Annotated in this window: 16 protein-coding genes and 1 tRNA gene; 10 read left to right on the plus strand and 7 right to left on the minus strand. The window is 69.7% G+C overall.

The features are described from left to right. Positions 1-13: 13 nt before the first annotated feature. Positions 14-409, plus strand: coding sequence for an SRPBCC family protein (locus tag AC1DMQ_RS18070; RefSeq protein WP_477034940.1), 396 nt, complete (start codon positions 14-16; stop codon positions 407-409). A 694-nt stretch (positions 410-1,103) separates the two neighbouring features. Here AC1DMQ_RS18070 and AC1DMQ_RS18075 read toward each other — a convergent pair. The 3 genes from AC1DMQ_RS18075 to AC1DMQ_RS18085 are packed head-to-tail and all read right to left on the minus strand — an operon-like array spanning position 1,104 to position 3,704. Continuing rightward, positions 1,104-1,616, minus strand: coding sequence for a CcdC protein domain-containing protein (locus AC1DMQ_RS18075; RefSeq protein WP_477034941.1), 513 nt, complete (start codon positions 1,614-1,616; stop codon positions 1,104-1,106). Positions 1,617-1,673: 57 nt separating this feature from the next. Further along, positions 1,674-2,318 (minus strand): DsbA family oxidoreductase, encoded by a 645-nt coding sequence (locus tag AC1DMQ_RS18080; RefSeq protein WP_477034942.1) that lies wholly within the window; start codon positions 2,316-2,318, stop codon positions 1,674-1,676. A gap of 60 nt (positions 2,319-2,378) precedes the next feature. Further along, complete coding sequence (locus tag AC1DMQ_RS18085) at positions 2,379-3,704, minus strand: diguanylate cyclase domain-containing protein (protein ID WP_477034943.1); 1,326 nt, start codon at positions 3,702-3,704, stop codon at positions 2,379-2,381. Between the two features lie 206 nt (positions 3,705-3,910). Between AC1DMQ_RS18085 and AC1DMQ_RS18090 the strand changes: the two genes are divergently transcribed. Both AC1DMQ_RS18090 and AC1DMQ_RS18095 read left to right on the plus strand, forming a co-directional pair. Next, entirely contained in the window at positions 3,911-5,047 is a 1,137-nt protein-coding gene (locus tag AC1DMQ_RS18090; protein WP_477034944.1) for a CaiB/BaiF CoA transferase family protein, read from the plus strand. A gap of 226 nt (positions 5,048-5,273) precedes the next feature. Beyond that, complete coding sequence (locus tag AC1DMQ_RS18095; RefSeq protein WP_477034945.1) at positions 5,274-6,224, plus strand: YihY/virulence factor BrkB family protein; 951 nt, start codon at positions 5,274-5,276, stop codon at positions 6,222-6,224. Here the strand turns inward: AC1DMQ_RS18095 and AC1DMQ_RS18100 are convergent. The 4 genes from AC1DMQ_RS18100 to AC1DMQ_RS18115 all read right to left on the minus strand — a co-directional run bounded on the left by AC1DMQ_RS18100 (position 6,196) and on the right by AC1DMQ_RS18115 (position 8,195). After that, positions 6,196-6,441 carry a sulfurtransferase TusA family protein gene (locus AC1DMQ_RS18100; protein WP_477034946.1) on the minus strand — a complete coding sequence of 82 codons (246 nt, stop codon included), beginning with the start codon at positions 6,439-6,441 and terminating at the stop codon, positions 6,196-6,198. The two genes, AC1DMQ_RS18095 and AC1DMQ_RS18100, sit on opposite strands and share 29 nt — an antisense overlap. After that, on the minus strand, positions 6,434-7,171 hold the full coding sequence (locus tag AC1DMQ_RS18105; protein WP_477034947.1) for a pseudouridine synthase: 738 nt from the start codon (positions 7,169-7,171) through the stop codon (positions 6,434-6,436). The genes AC1DMQ_RS18100 and AC1DMQ_RS18105 overlap by 8 nt, the downstream gene beginning before the upstream one ends. Continuing rightward, positions 7,168-8,085, minus strand: coding sequence for a class I SAM-dependent methyltransferase (locus AC1DMQ_RS18110; RefSeq protein ID WP_477034948.1), 918 nt, complete (start codon positions 8,083-8,085; stop codon positions 7,168-7,170). Before AC1DMQ_RS18110 ends, AC1DMQ_RS18105 begins: the two co-directional genes overlap by 4 nt. A gap of 20 nt (positions 8,086-8,105) precedes the next feature. Continuing rightward, positions 8,106-8,195, minus strand: a tRNA-Ser gene (locus AC1DMQ_RS18115). A 160-nt stretch (positions 8,196-8,355) separates the two neighbouring features. Between AC1DMQ_RS18115 and AC1DMQ_RS18120 the strand changes: the two genes are divergently transcribed. The 7 genes from AC1DMQ_RS18120 (at position 8,356) to AC1DMQ_RS18150 (ending at position 16,150) form a co-directional block, all read left to right on the plus strand. Then, entirely contained in the window at positions 8,356-9,357 is a 1,002-nt protein-coding gene (locus AC1DMQ_RS18120; RefSeq protein WP_477034949.1) for a septal ring lytic transglycosylase RlpA family protein, read from the plus strand. A 107-nt stretch (positions 9,358-9,464) separates the two neighbouring features. Beyond that, positions 9,465-10,091 (plus strand): dTMP kinase, encoded by a 627-nt coding sequence (gene tmk, locus AC1DMQ_RS18125; protein WP_477034994.1) that lies wholly within the window; start codon positions 9,465-9,467, stop codon positions 10,089-10,091. A 3-nt stretch (positions 10,092-10,094) separates the two neighbouring features. Then, positions 10,095-11,099 carry a DNA polymerase III subunit delta' gene (locus AC1DMQ_RS18130; protein WP_477034950.1) on the plus strand — a complete coding sequence of 335 codons (1,005 nt, stop codon included), beginning with the start codon at positions 10,095-10,097 and terminating at the stop codon, positions 11,097-11,099. Positions 11,100-11,103: 4 nt separating this feature from the next. Further along, positions 11,104-11,883, plus strand: coding sequence for a TatD family hydrolase (locus AC1DMQ_RS18135; protein ID WP_477034951.1), 780 nt, complete (start codon positions 11,104-11,106; stop codon positions 11,881-11,883). Then, the gene (locus tag AC1DMQ_RS18140; RefSeq protein WP_477034952.1) at positions 11,880-12,683 is read left to right on the plus strand and encodes an MBL fold metallo-hydrolase; all 804 of its coding nucleotides are present in this window, start codon (positions 11,880-11,882) and stop codon (positions 12,681-12,683) included. The genes AC1DMQ_RS18135 and AC1DMQ_RS18140 overlap by 4 nt, the downstream gene beginning before the upstream one ends. Before the next feature lie 82 nt (positions 12,684-12,765). After that, positions 12,766-15,450 carry a DUF4118 domain-containing protein gene (locus AC1DMQ_RS18145; RefSeq protein WP_477034953.1) on the plus strand — a complete coding sequence of 895 codons (2,685 nt, stop codon included), beginning with the start codon at positions 12,766-12,768 and terminating at the stop codon, positions 15,448-15,450. 7 nt (positions 15,451-15,457) lie between these two features. After that, positions 15,458-16,150 (plus strand): response regulator, encoded by a 693-nt coding sequence (locus AC1DMQ_RS18150; protein ID WP_477034954.1) that lies wholly within the window; start codon positions 15,458-15,460, stop codon positions 16,148-16,150. The last annotated feature ends 47 nt before the right edge of the window (positions 16,151-16,197 follow it).

A 16,197-nucleotide genomic window follows, 5' to 3' on the forward strand; every position in this document is an offset into this window, starting at 1 on the left:
AAGGAGATTTCCCATGGCCACCGTCACCAAGTCCGTCGATGTCGCGCTCGCCCCGGACCGGGTCTGGGACGCCGTGCGCGACTGGGGCCACGTCCATCAGCGGCTGTGTCCCGGCGTGCTGACCGACTGCGTGGTGGAGGAGGGCGTCCGGACCGTCACCTTCGCGGGCGGCTTGGTCGCCCGCGAACTTATCGTCGCGGTCGACGACGAGACCCGCCGCCTGGTCTGGTCGGTGGTCGGCAGCCAACTGCTGAGCCATCACAACGGCGCCATGCAGGTGCTGGCGCAAGGACAGGGCAGCCGCATCGTCTGGACCGCCGACCTCCTGCCGCACGACGCGGCCGAGCGCGTGGCCGGCTTCATGGACCTCGGCTGCGCGGCGATGAAAACGACGCTGGAAGCGCATTGAAGCCGCTCATCGCGCTTTCCCTCCCCGTGAAGGGGAGGGAAGGGTGTTTGCGCTCGGCGGATAGGGAACGAACTCCAGCGTTTCCAACGCCTTGAACTTTCTCGACCCGATTTGATCCTCACCCTTCCGGACCGCCCGTATCCTGTTCCCACCTGAAAGCAGGGGGAGGGCGCACGTACGGCGACCGATGCGGCTTTCGGGGGTGGTCGAGCGGGAAGCGTTCGTCGGTGGTCTTTAGTGACAGCCTTCGCGACGGTCCTGGGCAGGTTCCTTGCAACACAGGACGAAACCCAGGCGGCGAGGGATCGGCTGACGCGGCAGGCATGGGCTGAAATCGCCTGTGCGGTCCAGGACGCGCCAACGTCCTGCCCGTCGGGGGCCTCCATCGGAGCGGGTTAAAAATCCGCGATCCGAAGGCTTCCGGATAACGGCCGCGCGAAGCGCTCGTCTTCGTCGAAACGGTACTCGCAACTGCAAATCATCCGGGCGAGGCCCGGGCGCTTCGCACCCTCTCCATCACGCTCAGCGGGTCCTGCGTGGGATCACACCCACTTGCCCCCACCTGACCGCTTCGCGGTCTGTCCGCCCCCATAGGGGGCGGAGGACGCCGCGCTCACGCTCCTCTTCCCCCTATGGGGGAAGACGACCGCGAAGCGGTCCGTAGGGGGCAAGTGGGTGAGCCGCCGATCTCCGGCTAAGCCGCCTTCGCCGCCCGGGCCCAGCGCAACAACCCCCAGGCCCGCAAGGCCATCTCCACGCGCGACACCGCCAGCAGGCTGACGCCCAGCACGATGAAGCCGTCCGTGACCAGCGCCGCGTTGATGTGCCAGACCGAGGCTTCGCTCTCGATCAGCGCGCGCAGGGCGAAGCGGACGACGAACAGGCCCAGCAGGAACAGGATCGCCGCCGGCGACGGCTTGGTGTTCAGCAGGTGGGTCTCGGGGTCGATGGTGATCGGCATCAGCTTGCCGCGCCACCAGCCGATCGCCGAGCCGACCGCCAGGATCGCCGCCAGCCAGAGCCAGTCCAGGCCATGGGGCGGGAACTGCAGCAGGGCGGCGACCATGGCCGCGACCAGCAGCGTCGGCATGATCCACAGCAGTTCCAGCTTCAGCGGACGCTCGCGGGTCATGCCGCGAAAGCGCAGCGCGAACACCACGGCGACGACCGCGATGGTGATCGCCGTCTGGATGCTGGATTGGTTCATGGGACGCCCCGACTACCCACCGCGACAAACGCGGTCTCTCCACGGCAGATTGCCAAGCTAGGCCGCTTGTTCAAGGGCCTTGTCGATGGCCTGGGCGATATTCTCCGGGCTTTCAGCCCCCACGACCGCCAGCTTGCCGCCGAAGATCGCGAACGGCACGCCGGTGATCCCGCCCTGCACGGCCATGGCGTGCTCACGGGCAACCGTCTCCTTGTCGGCGCCCTCCGACAGCAGGCGCAGGATCACCACGGGATCCATGCCCGCCGCCTCGCCGATGTCGGCGAGGACCACGGGATCGCCGATGTCGCGACCTTGCGTGAAATAGGCCGCGAACAGCCCCTCGACCACGGCGTCCTGCTTGCCCGCGCCGTGCGCCCAGCGGATCAGGCGGTGGGCGGCGTTGGTGTTGGGCGACAGTTCGATGGCGTCGAAATCGAAGACGATGCCTTCCTCGGCCCCGGCCTCGACCAGGGCGGCGTGCACCGCCTTAAGCTTCAGGGCGTCCTTGAACTTGCCGGCCATATAGGCTTTGCGATCAACGCCTTGCTCGGGAAGGGCCGGGTCCAGTTGGTAGGGCCGCCAGACGATCAGCGGCTCGACGTCCGGACGCAGGGCCACGGCCGACTTCACCCGCCGCCAGCCCAGATAACACCAGGGGCAGACGACGTCCGCGACGAGGTCGATAAGCAGCGGCTGGCCCATGGCGGTCTCCTGGCTAGAGCGTCCGAGGTAGGACGGTCCAGCCGTTCCGACAAGTCCGCCCTAGGCGCTGTGGCGCTGCAAGGCCTGGGCGGCGGCGCGTTCCAGGGCGTGGACGGCGCTTTCGCCGGCCTCGATCTGGGCCACGCCGATGTCGAACTCGCAGACGAACGGCGGGCGGTCGTCGCCGGCGTCGAAGGCCGTGCAGCCGATCACCGCGGCGATCCGCTCGGCGGCGGCGCGGCCGGCGGCCTGGTTGGTGGCGGGCAGGGCCAGGGCGAAGACCTCCGGCGCCAGGCGGGCGGCTGTGTCCTCGACCCGCACCAGCCGCCCGACCATCGAGCCGATCTGCGGAATGGCGCGGTCCAGCCAGCCGTTCTTGCGGGCCCAGACGGTGTCGGGCTTGTCGGCGACCCGCAGCACGCAGATCGACAACGGCCGGGCGCGTTCACGCGCCGCGCCGGCCAGGCGGACCAGGTGGGCGGCGAACAGGTCGCGGGTGAAGAGGCCCGTGGCGGCGTCCATCAGGCCCGAGCTGCGGGCCTTCTCCAGCGCGCCGCGGATGGACTCGCCGCGACGGTAGTTGCGGGCCAGCTCGATGACCCGCTTGGCGGTCTCGATCTCGGCCGTTTCCGGCGAGGCGACGTCGGACACCCCGCGATGGAAAGCCTCCGACATGGTCACATAGCTCTCGGCCTTCAGGTACAGCAGGGCCGGGATGTGGAAGAGGCGGGTGTTGCGGCGCATGCCCGCCGCGATCGACAGGGCTTCCTGCTGGTTGTCGCCGGCCCAAAGCACCACGGCGTCGAAGGCCCGCTCATGCAGATAGTCGAAGGCCGTATAGGCGGTGAAGGCGCCGACCACGTCGGCTCCGCTGCGGGTCAGGGCGTTGGACAGGGCCAGGAACTGTGGGGCCGGCTCGCCGATCGCCAGGATGCGGAACGGCTCGGCCTGGGGCTCGGGCAGGTCCAGCCGCCGGCCGCGATCGCCGAACGTCGCCAGGCGAAGCTCGAACTCCTCCTCGGCGATGGCGGTGCGGACCAGGGACTCCAGGCGCAGTACGGCCTGGCTGGGATGCAGGGGCGGCGACAGGGTCAGGTCGAAGGCCTGGTGATGCGCTTCCGTCCCGGGCTCGCCGATGGCGATGACGGGCAGGCGGCGCGGAGCCACCGCCGCCTTCAGGCGACGCGACAGGGAATGGGCGTCGGGACCGGCGCTTTCCAGGTCGACGATCACGGCCTCGATGTTCAGGTCGCCCAGGGCGGCGAGGGCGGCGTAGGGGCCACGCGCGGTGATGGTGCGCCAGCCGAGCTTGTCGAGCCCTTCGGACAGCGGCCCCGCGCGGGAATCGTCGCGCGCCACGATCAGGATTCGGGCGTTCACCGCCAACTCAAGCCTCCGCCCCGGATACCGGTATCGCTCGACGACGCGGCGCCCTCGAGATTCGACGCTGCAACATAGCAGAGGCTTGCGGCCCTCATAGGTGCGCATCGCCGCAGGGCTGTGCACAGACAAACGCTCTTGCCTGACCGAAGGGCAGGGTCGTTCTAGTGCGAGAGAAACGAAGCGCCGCGAGAGTCGGCCGGGAGGAACATATGGCCCAGGGACCCCAAGGACCTTTGTCCGGCCTGAAGGTGCTGGAATTCGCCGGGATCGGCCCGGGACCGTTCTGCGGCATGCTGCTGTCGGACCTCGGGGCCGACGTCGTGCGCATCGACCGCAAGGGTTCGGGGCGCAGCTCGCCCGCCGACGTCACGGCCCGTGGGCGCCGCTCGGTGGCGCTGGACCTGAAGTCGCCGGCCGCGGTCGAGACCTGCCTGAAGCTGATGGAAGGCGCCGACGGGATCATCGAGGGCTTCCGGCCGGGCGTGATGGAGCGCCTCGGGTTGGGGCCCGATGTCGCCCTGGCCCGCAATCCAAAGCTGGTCTACGGCCGCATGACCGGCTGGGGCCAGACCGGCCCCTACGCCAAGGCCGCCGGCCACGACATGAACTACATCGCCATCACCGGCGCCCTAGCGGCGATCGGCACACGGGACAAGCCGGTGCCGCCGCTGAACCTGGTCGGCGATTTCGGGGGCGGCGCGCTCTATCTGGCCTTCGGCCTGCTGGCCGGGGTGATCCACGTCCGGGCCACGGGCCAGGGCCAGGTGATCGACTGCGCGATGAGCGACGGCGCGGCCTCGCTGATGGCCATGTTCTACGGCTTCAAGGCCGGCGGGATGTGGAGCGAGGATCGCCGCGCCAACATGCTCGACGGCGGCGCGCACTTCTACGACACCTACCAATGCTCCGACGGCAAATGGATCTCGATCGGCTCGATCGAACCGCAGTTCTACCTGCTTCTGCTTGAAAAGACCGGGATCACCGACCCGCAGTTCCAGCACCAGATGAGCCGCGAGGAGTGGCCGCAGCTGCGCGAGAAGCTGGCGGCGGTGATCGCGACCAAGACCCGCGACGACTGGTGCGCCCTGATGGACGGCACCGACGTCTGCTTTGCTCCGGTCCTGACCATGGACGAGGCTCCGACCCACGCCCACAACGCCGCCCGCCAGACCTTCGTCGAGGTGGCCGGCGTCACGCAACCGGCTCCGGCCCCGCGCTTCTCGGCCACGCCCGGCGCGATCCAGGGCCCGCCTCCGAAGATCGGCGCCGACAACGACGCCGCCCTCGCGGACTGGGGTTTCTCGGCAGAGGCGATCACCGCGCTGAAGGCGCAGGGGGCGCTGTGAACAACTTCTCCTGACGGAGTCATTCAGGTCCGGTTCAGCCGCAAGGTCTTAAGCCTGATCCTGCAACCGGCCGTCGCGCCACCCGTCCCTCGATGCGGCGATCGGTTCAGGTTCGTCCTGCGGAGGCCCGCCGCTTTCCCTGAAGCGGCGGGTCTTTGTGCTTCAACTTCATGTTTTTTCGGCGGCGCGCTTGCGTCGAAGCGGCGCCGAGGCCAGTTTCCGCCGCATGAAATCCCCCCAGGACCGTCTTCGCTTTCGGGATCTCGATCTCGACCCGATCCATTGGGTGAGCGAGATCCTGCGCGTCCTGGGCCTGGCCCTGCAACGCCTGTGGGGCCGCGACGTGATGCTTTACGTCGGCGGCGTCTCGTTCTTCGTCCTGCTGGCCGTGTTCCCGGGCCTGGCGATTCTGATCGGCCTGTTCAGCCTGTTGCTGACGCCCGAGCAGGCGGCGTTCCAGGCCGACAAGCTGGCCTTCCTGATGCCGTCCGGCGCTCGTCCGATCTTCCAGAGCGAGCTGGCGCGCCTGGTCCACGCCCCGGAGAGGGCCATCTCCGTGCAGAGCGCCGTGGTGCTGGTCATCGGTCTCTACGCCGCCCATCGCGGTTTCAAGGCCCTGCTGGCCGGCCTGTCCTTCATCCACGACGAGGAGGACCAGCGCGGCTTCTTCGGCTTCAACTTCATGGCCCTGGTGGTGCTGGTCGCCGCCTTCGTGCTGCTGTTCGTGCTGTCGGGCGTGTTCCTGACCTTCCGCCTGCTGGCCAGCACCCTGAACCTGCGCCCCCTGGCCGGCGTGTCGTGGATCCAGAGCGAATGGACCTGGGCCAGCCTGGGCCTGATGTTCGGCATGACCCTGATCTATCGCTACGCCATGTCGCGCGCCCCGGTCGGCTGGCGCGCCTCGACCACCGGCGGCTTCGCCGCGGCGGTGATGTGCGTTTTCATGTCCTGGGCCAGCGCCTTCTATGTCGAGCAGGTGGCCCATCTGGGCGCGACCTACGGCTCGATCTCGGCGGTGATCATCTTCCTGATCTGGCTGTCGTGGAGCGTCAACGCCGTGTTCTTCGGCGGCGCCCTGGCCACCGAGATGGAGATCGCGCTGGACGAGCGGCCCCGGGCCCTGCTCGAGGGCCCCAAGGCCATTCAGCTCAAGGCGCCTTCGCCACCAGAAAGCTGATCGCGCCGTTCGGGGCGTCGACGATCTCCAGCACCGTGGCCCCGGCGCTGGCGGCGAAATGCGGCACGTCGATGCGGGCCAGCGGATCATCGGCCAGCAGGCGCACCAGACCGCCGGCCGGCGCCTCCTCCAGGGCCCGGCGCAGACGCAGGGTCGGGACCGGGCAGCGATGCCCCCTCGCGTCCATCAGACGTTCTTCGGGCTTGGCGTTAGACATCGAACACCGTCTCCGCCTGGGCCGCCGTCAGGATCCGATGTTGACCAGGCTCCAGGTCGTCGGGCAGGGCGATGCCGCCGATCCGCTCGCGATGCAGGCCGACCACGTGGTTGCCGACGGCCGCGAACATCCGGCGCACCTGGTGATAGCGGCCCTCGGTGATCGTCAGCCGCGCCTCGCGCTGGCCCAGCACGTCGAGTTCCGCCGGCAGCAGCGGCTTTTCCTCGCCCTCCAGCATCAGCGTCCCGCTGGCGAAGGCCGTACCCTCGGTCCCGGTCAGCGGCCGGTCGAGCACGGCGCGATAGACCTTGGGCACGTGGCGCTTGGGCGAGATCACCCGGTGCAGGAAGTCGCCGTCGTCGGTGATCAGGATCAGGCCCGACGTATCCTTGTCCAGCCGCCCGACGCTCGACAGGGCCGGGTCGCGGATCTGCCAGCGCTTGGGCAGCAGGTCATAGATCCGCTCCCCGTCCTCGCGGTGCGAGCAGACCACGCCCAACGGTTTGTGCATGATCAGCACCAGGGGCGCCGGGGGATCGACGGGAAGGCCGCGGATCTTCAGGTGCAGAGGCAGGTCGGCGGTGACGGCGATCTTCAGGCCGGCGTCCTTGATCGGCACGCCGTCCAGCGTGACCTTGCCGGCCGAGACCAGGGCCTGGACGTCGCGACGGCTGCCGTAGCCGAGATTGGCCAACAAGCGGTCCAGACGCGCCATCAAGGCTTTTGTCACTTGCGGGCCTCGTAGACCTTAAACCCGCCGGCGTCGGCGACCGGGCGGACATTCTTGAAGGACTCGTTCAGCGCCGCCTCGTAGGGCAGGTGGCGGTTGGCGACGATCCACAGCACGCCGCCCTTGCGCAGCATGGCGGCCGCCGAGGTGATGAAGGCCTGACCCAGACCCTTGTCCTCGTTCCCGGTCTCGTGGAACGGCGGGTTGGTGACCACGAAGTCCAGGCCTGTCGCCAGCTCGGCGCCGCGCCGGGCGTCGGCCTGCACGACCTCGACGCGCGGGTCGTTGACGTTGCGCTTGGCCGCCTCGACCGCCCGGCGGTCCAGGTCGATCAGGGTCAGCTTGGTCACCTTGGGCGAGGTCAGGACGGCGTGGGCCAGGATCCCGATGCCGCAGCCCAGGTCGACGCCGACGCCGCTGAGCGGTTGCAACGACTTCAGCAGCAGGGCCGAGCCGGGGTCCAAACGGTCCCAGCTGAACACGCCGGGCTGGGTCCACAGGCCGTCGTCGTCCAGGCGGCGCGGCGCGCCCTCGGCGATGGCGGCGTCCAGTCCGGCGGGGTTGGCGGGCTTGAGGGCCACGCAGATCCGCTGGTGACGCTTGGCGCTCTCGCCGACGGTGCAGCCGAACGCCGTCAGTTCCTTGTTCATCCGCAGGCCGCCGCGATCCTTGGGGGCCAGTGCGGTCAGCCGTCCCTCGACCTTCAGCGCCCGCAGGGCCTGGGCCAGCACATAGCGCCGCTCGGCGACGCCGGCCGGGGCCTGGATGACGATCTCGTCCAGCGAACCCTCGGCCAGGTCGGCCAGGTCGGTCGAACCGACCACCAGCGGCGAGACCTGAACGGCGCCGCCGGGCACGTCGACGATGTCGAAAGACGGAAAGCCATAGACGGCGGCGCGAACGGAGTCGGACATGGAAAGGATCTCGGGACATGTGGCGGAAGCGGTGGGATTCGAACCCACGGACGGCTTTCACCGTCGCTGGTTTTCAAGACCAGTGCCTTAAACCACTCGGCCACACTTCCTTGCAGGGCCCTGGAGCCCGGAGCAGGGGCCTATATCAGCGGTCGTCCGCGCGCTCCAGTCGTTTCCCGTCCGTTTCGTCGCACCTTTGATTAACCAGACCTCAAGCCTCCTGAACKACCCTGCCTTCTGGTATACAACCTTCAGGAGGGCGGCTGGGTCATGGGATGCGAGGCGCGAGGCGAGTTTCGTCTGCTGCGCGGCGTGGCCGTGGCCGCCTTGGGCTGCGCCGCTCTGGCCGCTTGCGCCACGCCGCTGCCGACCCGCCTGCCGCAGACGACCTCCACCGCAAGGCCCTATTCAGGTCCGCCCCCGCCGGGCTCGACCAGCGGCCTGCGCGGCACCGAGAAGCCGTATCAGATCAAGGGGATCTGGTATTATCCCAAGTCCGATCCCGACTATGACGAGCGGGGTGTCGGCTCGTGGTACGGCGAGCAGTTCCACAATCGCCGCACGGCCAACGGCGAGATCTTCGACATGGACCTGCCCTCGGCGGCCCATAAGACCCTGCCGCTGCCGAGCATCGTCGAGGTCACCAATCTCGACAACGGCCGCAAGATGCAGGTGCGGGTCAACGACCGGGGTCCGTTCGTCGACGGCCGCATCATCGACCTGTCCAAGGCCGCCGCCGAGCAGTTGGGCTATGGCCGGGCGGGCGTCGCCCGGGTCCGCGTCCGCTATATCGGCCCCGCCGCCAAGACTCCGTTCGACCAGCGCCGGATGATCGCCGCGACGCCGCCGCCGTCCGAGCCGCGCCCACAACCAAGCTACGCCCCGCCGCCCAAGGCCCGGGTCTATGCGACTGGCCTGCCGCCGGCCCAGCCCGCCTATGGTCCGCCGCCGCCGCCCAAGGCCGCCGATCCGGGCTACGTCCCGTACCTGCCGTCCGCACCGTCCGCGCCCCTGGTTCCGGCCGAGCCCGCGCCGGTGCTGGCCAGCGCCTATCGCGTCCAGGCCGGCTCGTTCGCCAGTCGCGACAACGCCGAACGCGCCGTCGCCCAGCTGAGCGGGGCGGGGGAGGCCTCGATCGAGTCGGTCGAGCGCAGCCAGGGCGTGCTCTACCGCGTGGTGGTCAAGGCCGGGCCCGACGAGGCCGAAGCCTTCGGCGTGCGCGATCGCGTCGCCGCCCTGGGCTTTTCCGACGCCACCGTGCTGCGTCCCTAGAGGCATCGGCCCGAAAAGCGGGACCCGGTTTTCGGAAAAAGCCGATGCCCTGGACTGAGCCGCGATCGGCTCTGGACAAGACGGGCGTTACGGCCGATTTGAAGCCGGTGACGCGTGGAACCTTCATCAGTTTCGAGGGCGGCGAGGGGGCTGGAAAGTCCACCCAGATCCGCCGCTTGGCCGAACGCCTGAAGGCGGACGGCGCCGACGTGGTGCTGACCCGCGAGCCGGGCGGCAGTCCCGGCGCCGAACAGATCCGCGACCTGATCCTCAACGGCGACGTCGACCGCTGGTCGCCGGTCACCGAGACCCTGCTGATGTACGCCTCGCGCCGCGACCACATCGAGCGGGTGATCCGGCCGGCCCTGGAGCGCGGCGCCATCGTGCTGTGCGACCGCTTCGCCGACAGCACCCGGGCCTATCAGGGGGCTGGCGGCGAGGCGCCGATCGGCTTGATCAAGGCGCTGGAGGAGCACGTGCTGGGCGGCACGGTTCCGGACCTGACCCTGATCTTCGACATCCCGGCCAAGACGGGCCTCGAACGCGCCATGGCCCGGGGCGGCGAGGCGCGCTTCGAGTCCAAGGGCCTGGAATTCCACCAGCGCCTGGGCGAGGCCTTCCTGGAGATCGCCCGTCGCGAGCCTGAGCGCTGCGTGGTGATCGAGGCTGACGACGCGATCGACGCCGTCTGGGTCGACGTCTGGACCGCCGTGTCCACCCGGCTGGGCCTCTAGGGCATGGACGCCCCTCCACACCCACGCGACGTGTTCGCCATCGACGGCGTCGAGGCCGCCGAGCTGGCCTTTCTCGACGCCCTGGATCGCGGCCGGCTGCACCACGCCTGGCTGCTGACCGGCCCGGAGGGCGTGGGCAAGGCGACCCTGGCCTACCGCATGGCCCGCCGCCTGCTGGGCGCGCGGCCCGATCCCGCCTTCGGCGTCCTGGGCTCGGCCCCGACCGATGTCGTCAGCCGACAGGTCGCCGCCCGCTCGCATCCAGACCTGATGGTGCTCGAGCGCGAGACGGACGACGGCAAGGCCCGCAAGTCGATCCCGGTCGACGAGGCCCGCCTGTTGCCGGCCTTCTTCGCCAATTCGCCGGCCATTTCGCCCTACCGCGTGGCGATCATCGACGCGGCCGACGACCTGAACGTCAACGCCGCCAACGCCGTACTGAAGACTCTCGAGGAACCGCCGGCGCGGGGCGTGATCCTGCTGATCAGCCACTCGCCAGGACGGCTTCTGCCCACCATCCGTTCGCGGTGCCGGCGTCTGGCCGTAACCGCGCCGAACCTGTCCCTGGCCGCCGCCATGGTCGAGCAGCGGGCCGGCGTCTCGGCCCACGAGGCCGACCGCCTGGCGCGGATGGCCAAGGGCGCGCCGGGCCGGGCGCTGCAATTGGCCGCCGCCGGAGCCCTGGAGGCCGACGACGCCGCCGGCGAGATCCTGCGCAAGCTGCCCGACCTGGATGAAGGCGCATTGCTGGCCATGGCCGACACCTTCCGGGGCGCCGAAGGCGTCGCGCGGTTTGAGCTGCTGTTCGACCGCCTGGGCGACCAGATCCACGCCATGGCCACTGGCATGGCCGGCGAGCGCACCCCGGCGGGCCTGGACCGCTGGGTGGCGGCCTGGGAGAAGATCGTCCGCGCACCGGGCGAGGCCGAGGCCGTGAATCTGGACCGCGCCGACGTCTTCTGGACCGCGATCATGGACTTGCGCGCCGCCGCCCGGGCGGCCATGTGACCGCATGCTCATCGACAGCCACGTAAACCTGCACGCCCATCAATACGACGAGGATCGCCAGGCGGTGATCGACCGCGCCCGCGAGGCCGGGATCGAACTGATGGTCACCATCTGCGACAAGATTCCGTCGTTCGAATCCGTCCATGCCATCGCCATGGCCAACGACGACATCTGGTGCACGGTCGGCGCTCACCCGCACGAGGCCAAGGACCATGTCGCGCTGACGACCGAACGCCTGGTCGAGCTGGCCGGCCGCCCGAAGGTGATCGGCATCGGCGAGACCGGCCTGGATTTCCACTACGATCTCAGCCCGCGCGAGGTGCAGGCCGACGTGTTCCGCGCCCACGTGGCCGCGGCCCGCCAGACCGGCCTGCCGCTGGTGGTCCACACCCGCGAGGCCGACGCGGTGATGGGCGACATCCTCGAGGAAGAGCACGCCAAGGCGCCGTTCAAGATCCTGATGCACTGCTACACCAGCGGTCCGGAGCTGGCGAAGCGGATGGCGGCGCTGGGGGCGTGGTTCTCGGTCTCGGGGATCGCCACCTTCAAGCAGGCGCAGGAGGTCCGCGACATCATCGCCGACATGCCGGCCGACAAGATCATCCTCGAGACCGACTGCCCGTACCTGGCCCCCGTGCCGATGCGCGGCCGCCGCAACGAGCCGGCCTATCTGCCCCACGTGCTGGACAAGCTGGCCGAGGTCCGGGGCTGGACCCGGGCCGACGCCGAAGCCCGCACCGAGGACGCCTTCTTCACCCTGTTCGACCGGATCCCGCGACAATGACGGAACGGCTGGAGTTCACGATCCTGGGCTCCGGCTCGTCGGGCGGCGTGCCGCGCGCCGACGGCAACTGGGGCGATTGCGATCCGGCCGAGCCCAAGAACCTGCGCACCCGCTGCTCGATGCTGGTGCGCCGACCAGGCGGCGATCCGGCGACCGACACGACGGTCGTCGTCGACACCGCGCCGGACTTCCGGCTGCAGGCGGTGAGGGCGGAGGTCAAGCGCGTGGACGCCTGCCTGTTCACCCACGACCACGCCGACCAGGCCCACGGCATCGACGACCTGCGGCCGTTCTTCCTGAACCATCGCCGGCGCGTGCCGACCTATATGGACGCCTATACGACGGCCAGTCTGGAGCGGCGCTTCGACTATGTCTTCAAGAGCAACGGCGGCTATCCGGCCATCTGCGACGCCCATCCGATTCCGCCGCACGGCCAGCCCTGGCGGGTGGACGGCCCCAGCGGCGCGATCCCGGTGACCACCTTCGATGTCGACCACGGCGAGATCCGCGCCGTCGGCTACCGGTTCGGCAAGGTCGCCTACACCCCCGACGCCATCGGCTTCCCCGAGGAGAGCTGGGACGCCCTGAGCGATCTCGATGTCTGGGTGGTGGACGCCCTGCGCTGGACGCCGCACCCGACCCACGCCCATGTCGGTCTGGCCCTGGAATGGATCGCCCGCGCCAAGCCGCGCCGCGCCATCCTGACCAATCTGCATATCGACCTGGATTTCAACGCCTTGGCGGCGAAACTTCCGCCGGGCGTCGAGCCGGCGTACGACGGGATGCGCTTCGAGGCCTGAGACCCGTCTTCAAACGGGTCGCCGAGATCGTATCCCCGCCCGGACTGGCCTAAGCTGTCCTCCTCCTCGGAGACTCGCCGTCATGCCCGCTGACTATTCCGAGAAGAACCGTCCCGATCCCGAGGCGCTGTTGGCGGTCGCCAGCAAGGCCGGCCGGGGGCGGTTGAAGGTGTTCCTGGGCATGGCGCCGGGCGTGGGCAAGACCTACGAGATGCTGCGCGCCGCCCGACGTCGCAAGGCCGACGGCCAGGACGTGCTGATCGGCTTGGTCGAGACCCACGGCCGTCGCGAGACCGAAAGCCTGCTGCGCGGCATGGAGGTGCTGCCGCGCAAGCCGATCGACCATCGCGACCACGTGATGATGGAGTTCGACCTCGATACGGCCCTGGCCCGCAAGCCGGCCCTGCTTCTGGTCGACGAATACGCCCACTCCAACGTCCCGGGCTCGCGCCACCCCAAGCGCTGGCAGGACGTCGAGGAGCTGCTGGCGGCCGGGATCGACGTCTGGACCACGCTGAATGTCCAGCACCTGGAGAGCCTGGTCGACGTCGTCCAGCGCATCACCGGCGTGCGCCAGCGCGAGACCGTGCCCGACAGCGCCCTGTCGCGGGCCGACGCCATCGAACTGATCGACATCACCCCGGACGAGCTGCGTGACCGGCTGACCGAGGGCAAGGTCTATGTGCCCGAGACCGCGCGCCTGGCCTCGGAGAACTTCTTCAAGGTCGAGAACCTCACGGCTTTGCGCGAACTGGCCCTGCGCCGCGCGGCCCAGACCGTGGACGATCAGCTGGTCGCCGCCATGCGCGAGAAGGGGGTCGAAGGCCCCTGGGCGGCGGGCGAGCGCATCCTGGTGCTGGTCGGCGGCGACGCCATGGCCAGCAGCCTGGTGCGCGCCGGCAGGCGGCTGTCGGACATGATGATGGACGCGCCGTGGACGGTGACCCATGTCGACCGCCTCGACCATCCGGTCACGGCCCCGGCGGCGACGGCGCGGCTGCGCGACGCCCTGAAACTGGCCGAGCAGCTGGGCGGCTCTACCGTGGTGCTCAGCGGGGCCGACATCGTCGCCACGGTGATGGCCTATGCCCGCCGCAACAACGTCACCCAGATCGTCATCGGCAAGTCGGCCGACAGCCGCTGGCGTGAACTGCTGGGCCGGTCGCTGGCCGCCGCCCTGCTGCGCGAGGCGCGCGGCGCGGCGATCCACGTGGTCACCGAGGCGACGCACGAGCCGCTGATCGAACCGCCCAGGCGTCGGCCGCCGGCCGGCTGGACCTCCTACCTGCTGGCCGCCGGCTGCGTCGCCGCGGCCACACTCGTGGCCTGGGGCCTGGACGTCGCCTTCGACCGGGTGGACCTGGGGATGATCTTCCTGGCCGCCGTGCTGGCGGCCGGGGTCCTGCGCGGCCTGCGACCGGCCCTGGCGGCGGCGACCGTGGCCTTCTTCGTCTACAACTATCTGTTCCTCGAACCACGCCAGACCTTCGCGATCGGTTCGCCGACCGACTTCCTGACCCTGGTGGTCTTCTGGGCCGTGGCCCTGGCGGCCGGCGGTCTGGCCGGGCGGGTGCGGGACCAGGGACGCGACGCCCAGCGGCGGGCCTCGGCCGTCTCGGCCCTGCTGGCGGCCAGCCGCACCTTCTCGGCGGCGGCCGGGCGCGAGGCCGCCGCCAAGGCCCTGGCCGAACAGACCGCGGCGGCCGTGGGGGCCAAGGCCGTGGTGCTGCTGCCCACCAACGGCGAACTCCAGGCGATGGCCGGAGCGCCGACCCTCGACGAACTGGACGCCGCGCCCATGGCCGCCGCCCGCTGGGCCTGGGAGAAGGGCGAGGCGGCCGGTTTCGGCACCGGCACCCTGCCACAGACCCGTTGGACCTTCTGGCCGCTGGAAGGGGTGCGTTCCCGGGCCGGGGTGGCCGGCGTCGAGGCGGGCGCGATGGTCGCCGGGTCGGAGGACGAACGCCTGCTGCTGGCGCTGCTGGAACAGGGCGCGGTGGCGCTGGAACGGGCCGAACTGGCGAGCGAGGCCGTCGAGACCGAGACCCTGCGCCGCGCCGATCGCTTCCGCTCGGCCCTGCTGAACTCGATCAGCCACGACCTGCGCACGCCGCTGTCGACCGTGCTGGGGGCCTCCACCACCTTGCTCGACTTCGGCAAGGGCATGACCACGGCCGTGCGCGACGACCTGCTGCTCAGCATCCGCGAGGAGGCCGAGCGGCTGAACCGCTATGTCGGCAACCTGCTGGACATGACGCGGCTGGAGGGCGGGGCGCTGCGGCTGCGCACCGACTGGACGGACGTTCGCGACGTATTGGGCGCAGCCGCCGAGCGCGTCTCGCGCCGGCTGGGCGACCGGGCGCTAGTGCGCGACTTCCCCGGCGAGCTCAGCCTGGTGCATGCCGACTCCAGCCTGCTGGAGCAGGCCGTGGTCAACATCCTGGAGAACGCCATCGCCTATAGTCCGCCGGACACCCGGATCGAGATGGCCGCCTACGAGGATCGCGCCAATGTGGTGATCAGCATCGAGGACGAGGGCAGGGGCATTCCGACGGCCGAACTGGAGCAGGTGTTCGAGAAGTTCCGCCGCATGGAGGAGCCCACCGACCGCAACCAGGGCGCGGGGCTTGGCCTGTCGATCTCCAAGGGCTTCGTCGACGCCATGGGCGGGCGCATCGCCGCCGCCAGCCCCATTCACGACGGCAAGGGCACGCGGATCCTGATCAGCCTGCCCAAGGCCGTCGCGACTCCGCATCATCTGCTATAACGGTCCTATGAGTCCTGTCCGCCAGCGCATCCTGATCATCGACGACGAGCCGCAGATCCACCGGTTCCTCGGTCCGGCCATGGACGCGGCCGGCTACGAGCCCCTGCGCGCCGACAGCGGCCAGGAGGGCCTGCGCGGCATCGCCCTGTGGTCGCCCGACGCCGTGGTGCTGGACCTGGGCCTGCCGGACATGGACGGCAAGGACGTGCTGGAGAAGGCCCGCGCCTTCTACGAGGGTCCGATCGTCATCCTCTCGGCCCGCGACCGCGAGCCCGAGAAGATCCAGGCGCTTGATCTCGGCGCCAACGACTATGTCGAAAAACCCTTTGGTGTCGGCGAGTTGCTGGCGCGCCTTCGTGTGGCGCTGCGCCAGCGTGGCCAAGCCCAGGGCCCCTTGGCGCCGATCCTGGCCGGGGCTGTCGAGATCGATCTCGAAAAGCATCTGGTGACCCGCGACGGGGCCGTGGTGAAGATCTCGCCGCGCGAATACGACGTCCTGGCCCGCCTGGCCCAGGCGCGTGGCAAGGTGCTGACCCACAAGGACCTGCTGACCGCCGTCTGGGGCCCGGCTCACGCCCACGACACCCAATACCTGCGCGTGTTCGTCGGCCAGCTGCGCCAGAAGCTCGAAGCCGACCCGTCGACCCCGAAGATGATCCTGACCGAACCGGGAATCGGCTACCGGTTCATCGGCGACTGACAACACATGATCGTCAGCCAAGTATCGCCGACATTTCAACGCTGTAT

The organism is Caulobacter sp. 05L422, from assembly GCF_056397765.1.

Coding starts and splice junctions, on each gene's coding strand:
- AC1DMQ_RS18080 (WP_477034942.1), bottom strand. CDS start 2,318: ATGGGCCAGCCGCTGCTTATCGACCTCGTCGCGGACGTCGTCTGCCCC.
- AC1DMQ_RS18150 (WP_477034954.1), top strand. CDS start 15,458: ATGAGTCCTGTCCGCCAGCGCATCCTGATCATCGACGACGAGCCGCAG.
- AC1DMQ_RS18145 (WP_477034953.1), top strand. CDS start 12,766: ATGCCCGCTGACTATTCCGAGAAGAACCGTCCCGATCCCGAGGCGCTG.
- AC1DMQ_RS18070 (WP_477034940.1), top strand. CDS start 14: ATGGCCACCGTCACCAAGTCCGTCGATGTCGCGCTCGCCCCGGACCGG.
- AC1DMQ_RS18120 (WP_477034949.1), top strand. CDS start 8,356: ATGGGATGCGAGGCGCGAGGCGAGTTTCGTCTGCTGCGCGGCGTGGCC.
- AC1DMQ_RS18075 (WP_477034941.1), bottom strand. CDS start 1,616: ATGAACCAATCCAGCATCCAGACGGCGATCACCATCGCGGTCGTCGCC.
- AC1DMQ_RS18095 (WP_477034945.1), top strand. CDS start 5,274: ATGAAATCCCCCCAGGACCGTCTTCGCTTTCGGGATCTCGATCTCGAC.
- AC1DMQ_RS18110 (WP_477034948.1), bottom strand. CDS start 8,085: ATGTCCGACTCCGTTCGCGCCGCCGTCTATGGCTTTCCGTCTTTCGAC.
- AC1DMQ_RS18090 (WP_477034944.1), top strand. CDS start 3,911: ATGGCCCAGGGACCCCAAGGACCTTTGTCCGGCCTGAAGGTGCTGGAA.
- AC1DMQ_RS18130 (WP_477034950.1), top strand. CDS start 10,095: ATGGACGCCCCTCCACACCCACGCGACGTGTTCGCCATCGACGGCGTC.
- AC1DMQ_RS18100 (WP_477034946.1), bottom strand. CDS start 6,441: ATGTCTAACGCCAAGCCCGAAGAACGTCTGATGGACGCGAGGGGGCAT.
- AC1DMQ_RS18140 (WP_477034952.1), top strand. CDS start 11,880: ATGACGGAACGGCTGGAGTTCACGATCCTGGGCTCCGGCTCGTCGGGC.
- AC1DMQ_RS18135 (WP_477034951.1), top strand. CDS start 11,104: ATGCTCATCGACAGCCACGTAAACCTGCACGCCCATCAATACGACGAG.